The organism is Allobosea sp. P4_H5 (assembly GCF_056400825.1).
Genome location: NZ_JBFUKM010000003.1, coordinates 176,474 through 191,548, shown reverse-complemented (window position 1 = coordinate 191,548; position 15,075 = coordinate 176,474). Strand labels below are relative to the sequence as shown.

At 66.8% G+C, this 15,075-nt stretch carries 12 protein-coding genes; 9 read left to right on the top strand and 3 right to left on the bottom strand.

All coding sequences use genetic code 11. The annotated features are described in order from the left end of the window. The first annotated feature begins 57 nt into the window (after positions 1–57). From AC1DS0_RS07420 to AC1DS0_RS07405, 4 genes are all read left to right on the top strand, one after another. Positions 58–1,608, top strand: coding sequence for an ABC transporter substrate-binding protein (locus AC1DS0_RS07420; RefSeq protein ID WP_476813734.1), 1,551 nt, complete (start codon positions 58–60; stop codon positions 1,606–1,608). Continuing rightward, positions 1,605–2,456 (top strand): metallophosphoesterase family protein, encoded by an 852-nt coding sequence (locus tag AC1DS0_RS07415; protein ID WP_476813733.1) that lies wholly within the window; start codon positions 1,605–1,607, stop codon positions 2,454–2,456. The genes AC1DS0_RS07420 and AC1DS0_RS07415 overlap by 4 nt, the downstream gene beginning before the upstream one ends. A 78-nt stretch (positions 2,457–2,534) precedes the next feature. Then, positions 2,535–3,287: an FkbM family methyltransferase gene (locus AC1DS0_RS07410; protein ID WP_476813732.1), complete on the top strand. Its 753-nt coding sequence runs from the start codon at positions 2,535–2,537 to the stop codon at positions 3,285–3,287. Positions 3,288–3,444: 157 nt separating this feature from the next. Beyond that, a complete protein-coding gene (locus tag AC1DS0_RS07405; protein WP_476813731.1) occupies positions 3,445–4,785 on the top strand; it encodes a nucleotide sugar dehydrogenase in 1,341 nt (446 codons plus the stop codon). A gap of 21 nt (positions 4,786–4,806) precedes the next feature. On the opposite strand, the gene AC1DS0_RS07400 is transcribed toward AC1DS0_RS07405, so the two are convergent. The 3 genes from AC1DS0_RS07400 to AC1DS0_RS07390 form a co-directional block, all read right to left on the bottom strand. Next, positions 4,807–6,210, bottom strand: a complete 1,404-nt coding sequence (locus tag AC1DS0_RS07400; protein WP_476813730.1) for a DUF2793 domain-containing protein — start codon at positions 6,208–6,210, stop codon at positions 4,807–4,809. A 139-nt stretch (positions 6,211–6,349) separates the two neighbouring features. After that, a complete protein-coding gene (locus AC1DS0_RS07395; RefSeq protein WP_476813729.1) occupies positions 6,350–7,126 on the bottom strand; it encodes an SDR family oxidoreductase in 777 nt (258 codons plus the stop codon). Between the two features lie 38 nt (positions 7,127–7,164). Beyond that, complete coding sequence (locus AC1DS0_RS07390) at positions 7,165–7,926, bottom strand: GntR family transcriptional regulator (protein ID WP_476813728.1); 762 nt, start codon at positions 7,924–7,926, stop codon at positions 7,165–7,167. A gap of 117 nt (positions 7,927–8,043) precedes the next feature. Here AC1DS0_RS07390 and AC1DS0_RS07385 point away from each other — a divergent pair, with 117 nt between their 5' ends. The 5 genes from AC1DS0_RS07385 (at position 8,044) to kce (ending at position 15,025) form a co-directional block, all read left to right on the top strand. Next, positions 8,044–9,303 (top strand): ABC transporter substrate-binding protein, encoded by a 1,260-nt coding sequence (locus tag AC1DS0_RS07385; protein ID WP_476813727.1) that lies wholly within the window; start codon positions 8,044–8,046, stop codon positions 9,301–9,303. Positions 9,304–9,502: 199 nt separating this feature from the next. Continuing rightward, positions 9,503–10,378, top strand: a complete 876-nt coding sequence (locus AC1DS0_RS07380) for a branched-chain amino acid ABC transporter permease (protein ID WP_092156502.1) — start codon at positions 9,503–9,505, stop codon at positions 10,376–10,378. A 7-nt stretch (positions 10,379–10,385) separates the two neighbouring features. Continuing rightward, a complete protein-coding gene (locus AC1DS0_RS07375; protein WP_476813726.1) occupies positions 10,386–12,911 on the top strand; it encodes a branched-chain amino acid ABC transporter ATP-binding protein/permease in 2,526 nt (841 codons plus the stop codon). Positions 12,912–13,113: 202 nt separating this feature from the next. Next, positions 13,114–14,055, top strand: a complete 942-nt coding sequence (locus tag AC1DS0_RS07370) for a 3-hydroxyacyl-CoA dehydrogenase (protein ID WP_476813725.1) — start codon at positions 13,114–13,116, stop codon at positions 14,053–14,055. Between the two features lie 37 nt (positions 14,056–14,092). Next, complete coding sequence (kce, locus tag AC1DS0_RS07365) at positions 14,093–15,025, top strand: 3,5-dioxohexanoate:acetyl-CoA acetone transferase (protein WP_476813724.1); 933 nt, start codon at positions 14,093–14,095, stop codon at positions 15,023–15,025. Positions 15,026–15,075: the final 50 nt, after the last annotated feature.

Here is a 15,075-nt window from a genome sequence, read left to right as displayed (position 1 = left end):
ACCGTCACATCGCTGTAACCGCGGGCGACCAGCGTCGCGGCTCCCTAAGGAGCCGCCATGGTCACCCGCCGCAACCTTCTCGCTGCCGGTCTCGCCGCGCCCGCCTTCCTGCCCGGATTGGTGCGGGCGCAGGCCGATGCGCGCCCGGTTCTGCGCGTCGCCGTGCAGGCGCTGCCGCCGACGCTGGAGCCGTTCGAGGCGATCTCGAATGTCGGGTTGCGGTCGACCTGCAATGTCTTCGACACGCTCTGGCGCCGCGACTTCAACCGTGAGGCTGCCGAAGGTGGCCAGCATTTGCTGCCGCATCTTGCGACCTCGCTGCAGCAGCGCGAACCGCTGACCTGGGAGGCCAAGCTGCGCGACGGCGTACGCATGCATGACGGCAGCGTGCTCTCGGCCGAGGACGTCCTCTCGACCTTCTCGCCGGAACGCATGTACGGCAAGGAAGTCCAGCACCATGAGGGCCGCGTCAATTTCGGCCACCTCACCGCGGTGGAGGCAGAAGGGCGCGACACTGTCGTATTCAGGACTGCAACGCCCGACGTGGCGATGCCGCAGCGCCTGGCCTCCTATGGCGGCTGGATCCATTCGGCGAAATTCTACAAGGAGCAGGGCCTCGCCGGCATGCGCCAGAAGCCCGTCGGCAGCGGCCCCTACCGCATCGCCTCATTCCAGCGCAACCAGCGCCTCGTGCTCGAAAGCCACGACGAATACTGGATGAGCCGCCCTGCCGCGCGCCAGATCATCCTGATCGCCGTGCCCGAAGCCGCGACACGCCTCGCCGGCCTGCACGCGGGCGATTTCGACCTCGTCACCAACCTGCTTCCCGAGCAGGCCGAGACCTTCAGAGGCAGCCCGACGCTGGAAGGCGTCGAGGTCGTGCTCGATCTCGCCCATATCCTCTATTACGACACGCGCAACCCGATGGTCAGGGATGCGCGCGTCCGGCGCGGGCTCAACCATGCCGTCGACATGGAAACGCTCGGCAAGTCGCTCTGGGGGCCGAACTTCCAGCGCATGGCGGCGCTGCAGACACCGGCCTTCGGCGATTATTACGACGCCGGCCGCCGCGGCCACGCCTATGACCCCGACCTCTCTCGCAAGCTCCTCAAAGAAGGCGGCTACAAGGGCGAGGAGGTCGTGATCCGGATCGCGCCGGGCTACTACCTGCAGATGGACCTCGCCGTGCAGGTGGTCCAGCAGATGTGGGAGGCGGTCGGCGTCAGGAGCCGCCTCGAAACCGTGGAGAACGTCGCCCAGGTCATTCGCCCGGGCGCCGACGTACGGCCGATCTCGGTCTCGTTCCGCTTTCCCGATCCCCTCGGCGGCGGGCTGATGGTCAATTTGTCCAAGGACTATTCGACCCAGAAGAGCGGCTTCTGGCAGCCGGTGAAATTCAACGCGATCAGCGACGAGCTCAAGCTCGCGACCGATCCGGCCGAACGCAAGCGGCTCTGGCTGGCGCTGATGGACGAATACGAGGCGGAGGCACCAGCGCTGACGCTCTATCAGGTGCGGGAATACTTCGCGAAACGCCGCGATGTCAGGTGGAACCACTACCCGCTCTACTACATGGATTTCCGCCCCTTCAATCTGAGCTTCGCATGACCCGCGTCGTCGTCCTTTCCGATCCGCATCTCTCCCCGACGCACGGCTTCTTCTGGCCGAACTGGCAGCTCGCCTGCGACGCAGCGAGTCGGATCGAGGCCGCCTGCACCATCGTCAACGGCGACCTCTGCATCGACGGGCCCGACAGCGACGCCGAAATGGAATTCGCCGCCAGGGCGCTGGCCGTGCTGCCCGGCACCGTGCTGCCACTGCCCGGCAATCACGACATCGGCGACGAGCCGCCGGGTCAGGACCCGAACCAGATCGTCGATGAGCCGCGCCTCGCCCGCTGGGACAACGCCATCGGCGCCGATCGCTGGCGCTTCCAGCTCGACGGCTGGACCCTGCTCGGCGTCAACGCACAGCTCTTCGGCTCCGCGCTTGCCCGCGAAGCCGAGCAGAACGACTGGCTCGACGCGATGCTTGCGGAAAGCAAGGGCGACCGCGTCGCGCTCGTGCTGCACAAGCCGCTCTTCGTCGAGAGCCCGGACGAGGCCGAGCCCAGCCCTGCCTGCCTCTGCCCAGCCCTGCGTGGCGAGCTGATACAGCGTCTCTGCAAGGCCGATATCCGGCTGGTCGTCAGCGGCCACCTGCACGCGCACCGCGACCGGAGCATCGACGGCCTGCGCCATCTCTGGGTGCCCTCGCTCGCTTTCTCGGGCAGCCACGGGCAGGGCGGCGACGCGCGCTGCGGCTTTGCGGTGCTGGACTTCGCCGGCGATGATGTCGGTGTCGAGATCATCCGGCCGGCAGGCCTCGTCTCCCACGATCTTGCCGCCATCAAGCAGCATGGCCGCTACCGCTTCCTGCGCGAGATGCCGCCCTCCCCGCCGCAGATCGCTGCCTGATTCCACCGAGGCGGGCGCATCTGGCGCCGGTGCCGAGCACCGACTACTTTGCCACCGGCAATCTGGCAGCTGGAAACAATGGCGACGACCGAACTGAACGAGCAGGTGCGCTTCGATCCAGCGATCGCCTATGAGATGCCGACCAATTCGCAGATCGAGCAGGAGCGCTGGGTCTTCGCCATGTGCAATGGCCGCCGCGACGGCCGTTTCGCCGAGATCGGCGCCTTCGACGGCGTCCTGCACAGCAACAGCTACTTCCTCGAAAGCGAGCATGACTGGAAGGGTGTCTGCGTCGAGCCGAACCCCGCCCTCTTCGCTCGCTTGCGCGAAAGCCGCAGCGCGATCTGCCTGGAACGGGCGGTCTATCGCGAGACCGGCCAAATCCTGTCCTTCATACCCTCCCAGGAAATCGGGACACTGGCTGAATTCGCGGACCATGACCGCTATGCCGACGACCGTGCTCGCGCCGCCGCGACGCATGGACTCATCCAGGTCGAAACGATCAGCTTCGCCGCGATCGCCGAGATGGCAGACTTCGCCGAAACCGGCTTCGACTATGTCTCGCTCGACACTGAAGGATCGGAACTGGAGATTCTGCGCACGATCGACCTCGCTCGCCACCGTATCGCGCTCTTCACGATCGAGCACAATTTCGTCGAGCCTCGGCGCGACGAGATGCGAATTCTGCTGGCCGAGGCCGGCTATGAGCGACTCAATGTCGGCTTTGACGACTGGTACTGGCACCCCGCCTTCCTGATCGAGCGGAACCGCGGTGTCGTCGTCGACGATGGCGCGATCAACCGGCATTTCAAAAGCATTTTCAAAGACTAAAGCCAAGCGCAGGTAAACGCCTGTCACAACAGATGCACATGGGGCCAGACCGCATCACGAAGGCCTCAGCGGATGTTGACGCAGTTTGGCAACTCTGGAAAAAGCTCGGGCGAGGATTGGGCCGCTGGCCGATGCTGCCGCAATTTCAGGATGCACCGTGACGTCGCCAGCAGCCCAGCAATTCATTGAACGCGTCAATGACCGCTCGCTCGTCGTTGGAATCATCGGCCTCGGCTATGTCGGCATTCCGCTCGCGCTCGCGACCCTGCGGCAGGGTTTTCGCGTCATCGGCTTCGACATCGACGCCAGGCGCGTCGACGACATCAATGCCGGTCGCAGTGCGATCAAGCACATCCCGATGGAGTCGATCGCGCAGGCCGTAGCCGCCGACCGCTTCGTTGCGACCGCGGATTTCGACCGTCTGGGCGAGCCGGATGCGCTGCTGATCGCCGTGCCGACGCCGCTGACCAGGCATCGCGAGCCGGATCTGTCCTATGTCGTCAGGACGACGGAGGCGATCGGCCGGCGCCTGCGCCGCGGCCAGCTCGTCGTGCTGGAATCGACCACCTATCCCGGCACGACCGACGAGATCATGCGCCCGCTCCTGGAGAAGGCGAGCGGGCTGAAGAGCGGCGAGGACTTCTTCCTCGCCTTTTCGCCCGAGCGCGAGGACCCCGGCAACCCGGATTTCGGCACCTCCAGCATCCCGAAGGTCGTCGGCGGCGACGGCGCCGACGCACAGGCGATGGCGCTGGCGCTCTACGGAGCGCTCGTCGTCAAGACCGTGCCGGTCTCCTCGACTGCCACCGCGGAGGCGGTCAAGCTGACCGAGAACATCTTCCGCGCCGTCAACATCGCCCTCGTCAACGAGCTCAAGACGGTCTACTCGGCCATGGGCATCGACATCTGGGAGGTGATCGAGGCGGCCAAGACCAAGCCCTTCGGCTTCATGCCGTTCTATCCCGGCCCCGGGCTCGGCGGCCACTGCGTCCCGATCGACCCGTTCTACCTGACATGGAAGGCGCGCGAATACGATGTCGCCACCCGCTTCATCGAGCTCGCCGGCGAGATCAACACCCGCATGCCCTATCTGGTCGTCGATCGCCTCGCGACCCTGCTCGACGTCCACGGCCGCAAGAATCTGAGCGACGCCTCGATCCTGATCCTCGGCCTGGCCTACAAGAAGAATGTCGAGGATACCCGCGAGAGCCCCTCGCTCAAGCTGATCGAACTGATCGAGAAGCGCGGCGCCCGCACCGCCTTCCACGACCCCCATGTCCCGGTGCTTCCGCCGACCCGCGAGCATCCGACGCTCGCAGGCCGCAGGAGCGTGCCGGTCGATGCCGCCTCGCTCGCCGCTTTCGACGCCGTGCTCATCGCCACCGACCACGACGACGTCGACTATGCGGCGATCGTTGCCGGCTCGAAGCTGGTGGTCGACACGCGCAATGTCTGCACGCGGGCCGGCATCAAGGCGGACAACGTCTTCAAAGCTTGACGGAACGCGGCCGGCGGCGGCTCAAAGCTCGGCGCTGAAGGCGATGTCGTTGAAAATGGCATAGGCGCGGCCGAGCGTCGAAATACGGATCATCGCCAAGGCAGCGACATTGGAGCTCGACGAGATCGAGCGCTCGCCGCCGAGTATGTTGGCTTCTGTCGTGACGGAATAGCTTGCCGTCGGCACGGCCCGCATCGCGGTCGGGAAAGCGAGGATTTGCTGCGAGTATGCACCGGCCACCTGATAGCAGTCGATAAACCACTGAAGACCGGGCCGCCAATAGTAGCGCTCGCAGAGCTGCCGTTCCTGCGTCTGGCTGCGCGCTAGCCAGGAGCTGGGCGCCGCGCCGGTTTCAAGCTTGATCGCGCGGAAGGTTACCGCCCCCGCCGCCGGCGCGAGCTGGACCGTCAGGTTTCCGGTGTCGCCGGCAGCCGGCGTCAATGCGACGAAGCGGCGGCCGCCTCCCGCGGTGATCGTTCCGGAGACGCTGCCGACCGTCACATCGAGGCTGCCGCCACTGAGATCCTCGACCGACAGGCATAGCGGCGTCGATGCGAAGGACGTCACTCCCCAGAGCGCCGGCTCGACGATCTGGCGGATTGCGCCGGAGGTCAGCGTCAGGTCGAAGCCGCTGCAGCTGAGGCTGGCGCCGCCGGTATGTGCCTTCCAGCGGTCATAGCCGAACGCTCCGGCCGCCAATGAGCCGCCGGCAAAGCCGCGCTGGTTGATCTGCCAGTCGCCATTGACGAGCAGGTTCGGCCGCGGCGTCTCGCGCGCCCAGTTGCTGGCTGGGAGCGCGACCAGCCCGCTCGTCCGGTCGACGACCAGCGCCTCGGTCCAGCTGCTCCCGTCCGGGCTGACCTTGATCCGGAGCTGGTCGTCACCGGCGAGGCCGATCTCGGCCCGGCCGGACCAGTTGTCCTGGAAGAGCAGGCTCGCCGTGCGCGCGGCGCTCGCCTTGTTGAGCTTGAGGCGATGGTCGGTGCCCGCGTGATTGAACAGGGTCGCATCGGCGGAGACCGAGAGCCGGTTCGTCGTATCGGCGGCTGCATTCACGCCCCAGAGCGCGGCACCGAGACTGCTCGCCGGCTGCGAGCGGCGCCATTGCGTGCCGGTCCAGACATGATGCTCGGCCTCGTCGCTCACCCAGGCCTGCCAGCCGGAGCGCGGGTCGAGGAAGCTCCAGGCACCGTCCTCGAAGATCGCAAGATCGTCCTGGTGACCGACGAAGACACCGGTGCCGGCAGCCGGCACGATATAGGCGGCGGTCTCGCCAGGCGAAGCCGGCGGGACGGTCTGCGTGCGGCTGGCGACGACGAGGTGCACGAGCGCATCGAGCCGCATCAGCGCATCATTGTGTGTCACATGTTTCTGCGCCTGCCCGGCGGCGAGCAGGGGCAGGCCAAGACGCGGCGTATCGCTCATGGAACCTCGCTGGATCGGAGCAGCGCGCGGAAGGCGCGCCATGCCGGCCGATTATGCGGGCTCCGCAAGCAGCGGGGATCGATTGCGAATCTATCCCCGCTCCGGGTCGATCGAGCCGGAAAAACGCGTCCGCGGCGCGTCAGCTCAGCATCCGCGTATCGCCGCAGACCGAGATCTCCTGCCCGGAGATCGTCTTGGCAAAGGGCGAAGCCAGGAAGACGATCTGCTTGGCAATGTCGCTGGGATCGACGAACTGCTTGATCGAGACGCCGGCGAAGAGCCGGTCCGTCATCTCGTCATGCGAGACATTAAGCGAGCGCGCCTTGTTGGCGATCACGCTCTGGATGCGCGGCCCGTCGACCAGGCCCGGGCAGATCGCGTTCGCCCGGATGCCGAACTCGCCGAGCTCGGCCGAGAGCGCCTTGGTGAAGCCGATCACGCCCCATTTCGCCGCGGCATAGGGCGAGCGCAGCGGGAAGCCGTGCTTGCCGGCCTGGCTCGAGAGATTGACGATCGAGGCGTTCTTCGACTGCTTCAGGTGCTCGACCGCGAGCCGCGTGCAGTTGAACTGGCCGGTGAGGTCGATGGCGACGCAGGAATCCCAGTCCTCCGGCGCGATCTCATCGACGCGGCCGGTCGGTCCGGCGACGCCGGCATTGTTGACCAGGCAATCGAGCCCGCCGAGCGCCGCCAGCGTCTCCTTGAACAGGCGCGCCACCGCCTTGCGGTCAGAGACGTCGCAGATAGAGCGCGTGATCGCAGGATCGCTCTCAGCCATCTCGGCGAGCGCCTTCTCGTCGACGTCGCAGATATGGACCCTGGCGCCCTCCGCCGCGAAGGCACGCGCCGTCGCCCGTCCGATGCCATTGGCGCCCGCCGTCACCAGCACGCGCAATCCCTTGATCGTCAGATCCATCGTTTCCGTCCCTTTTCCTTCGTTCTCAAGCAAGCCGGCTATTCCGCCAGCCGCGCCGTCCGTTCGATATGCTCGGCCGCGGCGCTGATGTCCTCGACCAGCGCCTGCCGCGCCGCTGCCGGATCGCGCCGCCGCAGGGCCGCCAGCAACTGGGCATGCGCGACGACGGCACTGCCGCCGTCGAGCCGCTTCGGCTCGTGCCGCATGTCGAGATTGAGGACCGGCCCGGCCTTGAGCCAGAGCCGCCCGATCATCTCGACCAGCGAGGGCATGCCCGCGGCTTCGTAGAGCGCAAAATGCAGGTCGCGATTGGCGCCGACCGCGGCGGCAGGGTCCGGCGGGTCCTTTGCCGCGGCCAGGAACGCCGCCTCGTGCCGGGCGACCACGGCGATCTGCGCGTCGGTGATCACCTTCGTCGCTTCCTCGGCCGCAAAGCCCTCGACCACCAGCCTGATCCGGGTGAGTTCGCGGAACTGCACCAGCGTCAGCACCGGCACGCGCACCGCCCGCCCCGGCAGGACCTCCAGCGCCTTGTCGGCGGCGAGCCGGCTGACCGCCTCGCGCACCGGCATCATCGAGACGCCGAGCGCCTCGGCGACACGGCGCAGCGACAGCTTCTCGCCCGGCGCCAGCCGCCCGGCGATGAGCAGCGCCCGAAGCTCGCCGGTGACCCGTTCGCCCAGCGTCTCGTGCAGGAGCGAGCCGACCTCGTCGAGCGCCGACGCTTCACCCGCCTTGCTGGGGGCGGAGGAAGCGAGCCGCGCTTGCAGCGCGTCAGAGGGCTGGACTCGGGCAACCATGTCTGCCAACCTAACTGTGATCACAGATCACGACAAGCGGTCCGAGACCGCAGAGTGAAGAAGACGATCCATGCAATCCGACGCCGAAGAGCGCGGGAGAGTTCTGGGAGGAACGGAATGTCAGAGCAGTCAAGGATCAAGGGCCTCTCACGTCGTCAGACGCTGGTCGGACTCGGCGGGGTGGCCACCGGCCTCATCGCCAGCCCGGCGGTCATTCTCGCCCAGACGTCGGAAGCGATCCGCTTCGGGCACCTGACGCCGCGCACCGGCTTCCTCGGCCCGCTCGGCGAATACGGCGTCATGGCCGCCGATCTCGCCGCCGAGGAGATCAACGCGGCCGGCGGCATCAACGGCCGCAAGCTCGAACTGCTCAAGGAGGATTCGGTCAATCCGCAGACGGCCTCGACCAAGGCCGAGCGCATGATCGAGCGCGACAAGGTCGCCTGTATCATCGGCGAGATCTCCTCGGCCTCCTGTCTGACGATTTCGCAGGTCGCGGCCCGCAACAAGACGCTATTCTTCAACACCGGCGGCAATTCCGACGCGCTGCGCGGCGAGAGCTGCAACCGCTACATGTTCCATGTCGAGCACCAGAACTCGATGTATGTGAAGAGCGCCGGCCGCTCGCTGCTGGCGCAGGGTCTGGTCAAGGGCAAGAAGTGGTTCTCGCTCACCGCCGACTACGCCTTCGGCCATGACCTCAGCAAGGTCGCCAAGCGCTTCATGGAGGCCAATGGCGGCCAGTTCGCCGCCGACAAGCTGGTGCCGACCGACGCGACCGACTTCTCGGCGCTGCTGCTGGAGATCCGGGCGGCGAAGCCCGATCTCGTCATCTCCAATCTCGCCGGCAACCAGATCACCAATTTCCTCAAGCAGTATTCCGAGTTCGGCCTGACCTTCCCGGTCGCCGGCTTCGGCTTCGACACCGCTCTCGCCTGGGCCGCCGGCAAGGATAATTTCGGCGGCATTTGGCCCTGCGTCTGGCATCATCTGATCGACACGCCCGCGAGCAAGGCCTTCGTCGCCGCCTTCACCAAGAAATACGGCAAGCCGCCGGAGAACCAGGCCTGGGGCGACTATGTCGGCGTCAAGGTCATGGCCCAATCGATGAACGAGCTGAAGTCGACCGATACCGCCAAGATCCTCGAGCATCTCGAGAAGGGCGCGAAGTTCGACGTGATGAAGCCGCGCCAGGGCTATTTCCGCGCCTCCGATCATCAGCTGATCAGCGAGATGTACACGATCACCGCCTTGCCGGCGGCGCAGGTCAAGAACCAGTGGGACCTCTTCACCTCCTCGGCTCCGGTGCCCGGCCCGAACGAGGACATGGAGGTCATCGCCACCCAGGGCGACGAAGCCGTCTGCAAGATGAGCTGAGGCGCCAGAGCCGCGACCTGTCCTCTCCCCCCCTGTGGGGGAGAGCTAGAGAGGGGGGTAGTCAGCCGTGAGGCTGATCATGAGCGAAGCCTCGGCGCCGCTCACCCAGTCACCCCTCTCCCAACCCTCCCCCACAAAGGGGGGGAGGGCTCCCGCGCCCTTCGCCCCGGCCAATAGCACTCCTGACAAAGGCCATCCCTTGCTCACCCTTTTCATCCAGCAGGTGCTGAACGGGCTGCTCGACGGGGTCTATTACCTCCTGATCGCGCTCGGCCTGTCGCTGATCTTCTCGCTCGGCGGCATCGTCAATCTGGCGCATGGCGCCTTCTATGCGATCGGCGCCTATCTCACGATCGTGCTCGCCCCGCATATCGGCTTCGGCGGCGCCATCATCGCTTCGCCGGTGCTGGTCGCCCTGATCGGCATCGTCATCGAGCGCGGGCTGTTCCAGCGCTTCTATCGCTCCGACCCGATCCTCTCGCTGCTGCTGACCTTCGGCCTCGCCATGGTCGCCGAGCAGTCGCTGCGCATGATCTTCGGCGCGCCGCCGCTCTCTTTCTCGATCCCGCCGGCGCTGCGCGGCCAGCTCTTCATCGGCGACTTCATCTATTCGCGCTATCGGGCCCTGCTGATCCTGATCGCGGCGGCCTGCGTCCTCGGTCTCTGGTTCCTGCTGCAGCGCACCGCGTTCGGCCGCGTCGTGCGCGCCGGCGTGCAGAACCCCGACATGGTCGGCGCGCTCGGCATCTCCCTGCAGCCTTACATGATGACGGTCGCCGGCATCGGCATCGGCCTTGCTGGCCTCGCCGGCGTGCTGCTCGCGCCGATCTACTCGATCCATCCGGCCATGGGCCAGGAGATCATCACCCCGGCCTTCGTCGTCGTCGTCATCGGTGGCCTCGGCTCGTTCTGGGGCGTCGTCGTCGCCGCGCTGATGGTCGGCCTGGTCAAGGGCATCACCATCGGCCTTGGCCTGACGCAATGGTCGACCGCGGTGATCTACCTGATGATGCTGCTCGTTCTGCTCTTCCGTCCGCGCGGCCTGTTCGGCGAGCGCATCCAGCGCTTCGAGTGAGGCCGACATGACCAACTCCCAGCGCGACTATCTCCCGCTCGCCCTCGCCGCCCTCGGCCTCAGCCTGCTGCCCTCGCTGATGCATGCGGTCGGGCTCGGCACCACCTCGGCCACCGAGGTCGTGGTCTTCGCCATCGCCTGCATGGCGCTCAACGTACTGGTCGGCACGACGGGCCTCGTCTCCTTCGGCCATGGCGCCTGGTTCGGCATCGCCGCCTATGCGGCCGGCCTGATCCAGCGCAACTGGCTGCCCGGACAGTTCGCCTTGCCGATCCTGCTCGCGGTCGCGCTCGTCGCCGTCATCGCCTTCGCCTTCGGCGCGCTGATCCTGCGCCGCCGCGGCGTCTATTTCTCGCTGCTGACGCTGGCGCTCGCCGCCATGATCTATTCGGTCGCCTTCCGCTGGACCTCGGTCACCGGCGGCGAGGATGGCCTGGGCGGTATCAAGCGCCCGCTCTTCGCCGGCATCGATTTCGAGACCGCCCTGCCCTTCTACATGCTGGTGGCGACGATCGGCTTCGCCGTGGTCTACGGCCTCTGGCGCTTCCACCGCTCACCGGTCGGCACCGTCCTCGTCGCGATTCGCGAGAACGAGCAGCGCGCGCGTTTTCTCGGCTATGCCACCACCCGCTACAAGCTCGTCGCCTTCACCGTTTCGGCGGCGCTGACGGGCTTGGCCGGCACGCTCCTCCTCTTCAACAACCGCATGACCTCGGCCGAGCCGATCTCGGTCGCGTTCTCCGGCGAATTGCTGGCGATGGTGGTGATCGGCGGCATGCGCTCCTTCCTCGGGCCGGCGCTGGGAGCGCTCTTCTTCGTCGTCTTCCGCGACTTGCTCTCCAGCGTCACCGAGAACTGGCTGTTCTGGTTCGGCCTGCTTTTCGTCGCCTTCATCGTCTTCTCGCCGGACGGCCTCGTCGGCGTCGGCCAGCGCCTGCTGAAGCCCTTCCGCAAGCAGGCGGCCGAGGACGCGGCGATGTCGGCCCGCAGGGCCGGCGCGGTCGAGCTTCCCGCCTTCATGAAGCCGCAGGATGCCGGCGACGGCGCCATCCTGACCGCGACCGGCCTCGCCAAGAGCTTCGGCGGCATCAAGGCGGTCGAAAACGTCGATATCGCCATGCGCGACCGCAAGCTGCATGCGCTGATCGGCCCGAACGGCGCCGGCAAGACCACCGCCTTCAACCTGATTTCCGGCATGTTCGCGCCCGATCGCGGGCAGGTCCGCCTGCGCGAGCGAAATATTGCCGGCCTCTCGCCCGAGGCGATCACGCGGGCCGGCATCGGCCGCGCCTTCCAGATCACCAACCTGTTTCCGACCCTCTCGGTCGCCGAGAATGTCCGCCTCGCCGTGCAGGCAAGGGCGCCGGAGCGCTTCGGGTTCTGGCAGGCGGCTGGCGGACTGGACCAGGTCAATGACGAGACCCGCCAGGTCATCTCGACCATGGGCCTCTCCGGCATCGAACAGGCGGAAGCCGGCTCGCTCAGCTATGGCGGCCAGCGCCTGCTCGACATGTCGCTCGCGCTCGCCACCAGCCCGCGCGTGCTGCTGCTCGACGAGCCGCTCGCCGGCCTCGCCGCGGCCGAGCGCGAGCGCGTCGGCAACCTGATCAAGTCGATCTCGACCGACCTGCCGGTGCTGCTGGTCGAGCACGACATCGACCGCGTCTTCGCCATCGCCGACCATGTCACGGTGATGAACGAGGGCTCGGTGCTGATCGACGGCACGGTCGAGGACGCCCGCTCCTCGCCGAAGGTCCAGGAGGTCTATATCGGCTCCGGCGCCCATGCACTGGCCGAGAAGCCGCGCGAGAGTGCGGCGGGCGAGAAGGTCCTGCTCGGACTGGCGGACGTCGACACCTTCTACGGCAAGAGCCACATCCTGCGGCAGGTCACCTTCGACGTGCACGAGAACGAGATCGTCGCCTTGCTCGGCCGCAACGGCGCCGGCAAGTCGACCTTGCTCAAGACCGTGACCGGCATCGCGCCGCCGGCCTCCGGTTCGATCAGCCTCGCCGGCAGCGACATCGCCCGCCTGCCCCCGGCCCAGATCGCTCGTGCCGGCATCGCCTATGTCCCGCAGGGGCGCGGCCTCTTCGCCGGCATGAGCGTCAAGGACAATATGGAGCTCGGCCGCCTGCGTCGCCGCACCGGCAACGGCACCCATTGGGAGGACGAGAAGATCTTCGCCTTCTTCCCGCGCATTAAGGAGCGCTGGCAGTCGCCGGCCGACTATCTCTCCGGCGGCGAGCAGCAGATGGTCGCCGTGGCGCGCGCGCTCTCCGGCGACACCCGCGTGCTGCTGCTCGACGAGCCGTTCGAGGGGCTGGCCCCGGCAGTGGTCGAGGAACTGTTCGAGGCCTTCGACAAGCTCAGGAAGGAGATCGCCATCGTCATCGTCGATCACCATCTCGACCTGGCCCTGGCGCTCTCCGACCGCACCGTCGTGCTCGAGCGCGGTCAGGTCACCCATATCGGCCCCTCGCGGGCGCTGAGCCAGGACCTCGCCCTGAGGCGGCAGGTGCTCTGGCTGTGATGATGGTTCTCCTCCGCCGTCATTCCGGGGCTTCGCGCAGCGAAGAGCCCGGAACCCATAACCGCTGCCGGCTTCGGAAGAACCGTTGCCCTTGCCGCACCTCATCTTTGACCACCTGCGGTTATGGGTTCCGGGCTCACGCCTACGGCGTGCCCCGGAATGACGGCGTGGTTTCTACACCTCTGAACCGGAACTCTCCCGCATGACCAAGATCGCCATCGTCGGCTCGGGCCTGATCGGCCGCGCCTGGGCCACCGTCTTCGCCAGCCACGGCTTCGAGGTCGCGCTGCACGATGTGAAGCCGGAAGCCGCCAAGGCCGCGCGCATCCATATCGGCAAGAACCTCAAGGAACTCGCCGGGCACGGCCTTGTCGACGATCCCAAGGGCTCGCTCGCCCGCATCCGCGTCGCCAAGGACCTTGCCGATGCGCTGAAGGGCGTCGCGCTGGTGCAGGAGAACGGGCCGGAGACGGTCGAGGCCAAGCGCGAATTGTTCGCGCAGATGGATGCGCTCGCACCGGCCTCGGCGATCCTGGCGTCCTCGACCTCCTTCATCATGGCCTCGACCTTCTCGGAAGAGCTGAAGGGTCGCGCCCGTTGCCTCGTCGCCCATCCGGTCAACCCGCCGCATCTGGTGCCGATCGTCGAGCTGGCGCCGGCGCCCTGGACCGATCCCAAGGTCGTCGCCAGGGCCAAGCGTATCTACGAGCAGGCCGGGCAGGTCGCGATCATGCTGCGCAAGGAAAAGCCCGGCTTCGTGCTCAACCGCCTGCAGGCGGTGCTGCTGGCCGAGGCCTTCCGCCTCGTCGGCGAAGGCGTCGCCAGCGCCGAGGATGTCGACAAGACCATCCGCGACGGGCTCGGCCTGCGTTGGTCGTTCATGGGCCCGTTCGAGACGATCGAGCTCAATGCGCCAGGCGGGATCCCGGACTACTGCGCACGCTATTCCGAGTCGCTCGACCGCATGGTCAAATCCTCGGAAGGGCTGGGTAACCCGTTCAAGCCGGAGACGGTCGCCGAGGTCATGCGCGAATGGCGCGGCGCGCAGGACGCCACCCGCATCAAACGCGTCAGCGACTGGCGCGATACGCGCCTCGCCGCGTTGCAGGCGCATAAGCGCGCCGCGAAGCGCAAGCCGGCGTGAGTTTCAGGATTAGGGATCAGCGAAGGACTTAGATCGCATGGCCAAGAACCGCAAAGTCATCATCACCTGCGCCGTCACCGGCGCGATCCATACCCCCTCGATGTCGCCCTATCTGCCGGTGACGCCGGAGGAGATCATCGATGCCGCCGTCGGCGCGGCCGAGGCCGGCGCGGCTTTGGTCCATGTCCACGCCCGCAACCCCAAGACCGGCCAGCCCGACCAGTCGCCGGAGGCCTTCGAGCCCTTTCTCAAGGTGATCAAGCAGCGCTCGAACTGCGTCATCAACATCACCACCGGCGGCGCCCCGACCATGCTGGTCGAGGAGCGGCTGCAGCCCTGCGCCCATTTCAAGCCCGAGGTCGCCTCGCTCAATATGGGCTCGATGAATTTCGGGCTCTACCCGATGCTGAACCGCTTCAAGGAGTTCAAGCACGACTGGGAACGCCCGTATCTCGAGGGCTCGAACGACCGTGTGTTCAAGAACACCTTCAAGGACATCGAGAACATCCTGACCACCTGCGCCGAGAACGGCACGCGCTTCGAGATCGAGTGCTACGACATCGGCCATCTCTATACGCTCGCCCATTTCGTCGACCGCGGGCTGGTGAAGCCGCCCTTCTTCGTCCAGTCGGTTTTCGGCCTGCTCGGCGGCATCGGACCTCATCCCGAGGACGTCGTCCATATGAAGCGCACGGCCGACCGGCTCTTCGGCGACGACTATCACTGGTCGGTACTCGGCGCTGGCCGCCACCAATTGCCGATCGCGGCGATGGCGGTCGCGATGGGCGGAAACCTGCGCGTCGGCCTCGAGGATTCGCTCTGGCTCGGCCCGGGCCAGCTCGCCAAGTCGAATGCCGACCAGGTCCGCGCCGCGCGCAAGATCATCGAGGGCCTCGGCTTGGAAATCGCGACTCCGGACGATGCCCGCGAGCAGCTCCAGCTCAAGGGCGCCGACAAGGTCGCGTTCTGAAATTACGTCCCCCAGCCTCCGGTAAGCTTGGCTCATCGGAGGCCGAACGA

Excerpts from the sequence above, each read along its gene's own strand:
- AC1DS0_RS07420 (WP_476813734.1), top strand. The coding sequence starts at position 58 with ATGGTCACCCGCCGCAACCTTCTCGCTGCCGGTCTCGCCGCGCCCGCC.
- AC1DS0_RS07415 (WP_476813733.1), top strand. The coding sequence starts at position 1,605 with ATGACCCGCGTCGTCGTCCTTTCCGATCCGCATCTCTCCCCGACGCAC.
- AC1DS0_RS07410 (WP_476813732.1), top strand. The coding sequence starts at position 2,535 with ATGGCGACGACCGAACTGAACGAGCAGGTGCGCTTCGATCCAGCGATC.
- AC1DS0_RS07400 (WP_476813730.1), bottom strand. The coding sequence starts at position 6,210 with ATGAGCGATACGCCGCGTCTTGGCCTGCCCCTGCTCGCCGCCGGGCAG.
- AC1DS0_RS07395 (WP_476813729.1), bottom strand. The coding sequence starts at position 7,126 with ATGGATCTGACGATCAAGGGATTGCGCGTGCTGGTGACGGCGGGCGCC.
- AC1DS0_RS07390 (WP_476813728.1), bottom strand. The coding sequence starts at position 7,926 with ATGGTTGCCCGAGTCCAGCCCTCTGACGCGCTGCAAGCGCGGCTCGCT.
- AC1DS0_RS07385 (WP_476813727.1), top strand. The coding sequence starts at position 8,044 with ATGTCAGAGCAGTCAAGGATCAAGGGCCTCTCACGTCGTCAGACGCTG.
- AC1DS0_RS07375 (WP_476813726.1), top strand. The coding sequence starts at position 10,386 with ATGACCAACTCCCAGCGCGACTATCTCCCGCTCGCCCTCGCCGCCCTC.
- AC1DS0_RS07370 (WP_476813725.1), top strand. The coding sequence starts at position 13,114 with ATGACCAAGATCGCCATCGTCGGCTCGGGCCTGATCGGCCGCGCCTGG.
- kce (WP_476813724.1), top strand. The coding sequence starts at position 14,093 with ATGGCCAAGAACCGCAAAGTCATCATCACCTGCGCCGTCACCGGCGCG.